Origin of the sequence: Moorena sp. SIO4G3, from assembly GCF_010692305.1 — a bacterium.
GTDB lineage: Bacteria > Cyanobacteriota > Cyanobacteriia > Cyanobacteriales > Coleofasciculaceae > Moorena > Moorena producens_A.
The window spans coordinates 1-1,461 of the sequence record NZ_JAAHIG010000729.1; the positions used below are offsets into that span (position 1 = coordinate 1).

General features: G+C 48.1%; 1 protein-coding gene. It reads right to left on the minus strand.

Translation table 11 applies throughout. The annotated features are described in order from the left end of the window. Positions 1 to 125: 125 nt before the first annotated feature. Positions 126 to 1,461 (minus strand): S-layer family protein (locus F6J99_RS44980; RefSeq protein WP_293123921.1); only part of this gene is annotated, 1,336 nt, incomplete at its 5' end.

Sequence of the window (1,461 nt, forward strand, 5' to 3'; positions counted from 1 at the left end):
ATTAACTCTTGCCTCTTGCCTCTTGCCTCTTGCCTTTCTTTCAGAGAGTATGTTCACTACTTTTACAAAAATGCTATGTTACTCTCCCCATCTCCCCATCTCCCCATCTCCCTACTCCCTACTCCCTACTCCCTCTTCCCTCTTCCCGAATGACAATCAAGATTGGGCAATATCTGTTCAACAGGAGTACCCTTAAACGGATGAGCCGTCAGAATAATCGTGCCATCCTTTGCTGTTACCCAGCCTTGGGCTTCGATAATCACTTTTTTTTCTGGGACAGGTTGAGGGCGTCTGACATTAGGTTGCTGCTGTAATTGTTGTCTTCTGGTGCTGGCTATGCCAGGACGAGTTCTCCAGCCCACTGTTCTGTCAGTATTAATCACCGGATCTAATCGAGTCGGTGGTAAACCCCCTTTGCCGGTAATGGTAAAGGAACTGCCGCCAGCAATCCGATTATTCTCAAAGCCACAAAGGTCATTGGCCAGGATGGCTTCTGCATCGACCAAGCTTCCTGGTAACTCGATTAACCCTGAGGTCGGGTCTACTGAGGTGTTGAGGGTTACTGGACCGTTGAAGGATGAGCCACGTTCGGAGGTGGAGGTGATGTCATTTCCTGGAGTTGGACGGTCTCGAAACTCCAAGCCAAAGATGCCTTGGGCATTAATCGTAACACGACCTCCTCGGCCTTGTTTAGCATTGGCGGTGATGTCGCTATCTCCTAGACCGAGTAAGATATCAGTATCAATGGTGATATTGCCTCCAGTTGTTGTATTACTAGCATCAGTTCTAATCTTGCTTTCGTCGAGGAGTCGGATGTCACGGGCATCTAGATTAATATTGCCTTTGTCTCCTGCTGTTTCTGCCGAGATGATTCCCTGGTTGTTAAGGAAGATGGAGTTGGCATTAATTTCTACCGTTCCTGCTGAACTATCCTTTTCAAAGCTTCTAGTACTAATAGCTGCTCCATCAGAGATAATTAACTGGCCAGTGGTAATTTTCAACAACTTTCCCGCATCTCCTGTCCCTTCAGCTTGAGTAAACAAGCCGCTGGGAAACTGACCATCGCCTGACCTACCAATTACTTGAACAGATTCAGAGGCATTCACAGTCAAAATTCCCCCGTCCCCTTCACCGCTTGTGCCAGCTGAAACTTGTGCTCCATCAGAGACTATTAACTGCCCAGTGGTAATACTCAAATCTCTCGCTTTTCCTGCCCCGTCAGTTTGAGTAGTCAAGCGGCTGCCAAACCGACCATCGCCTGACCTACCAATTACTTGAACAGATTCAGAGGCATCCACTGTCAACTTTCCCCCGTCCCCTTCACCGATTGTGCCAGCTGAAACTTGTGCTCCATCAGAGATGATTAACTCCCCAGTGGTAATATTCACATCTCCCCCGTCCCCTTCACTAGCAGTGCTAGCTGAAACTCCTGCTCCATCTTTGACAATTAACTGCCCAGTG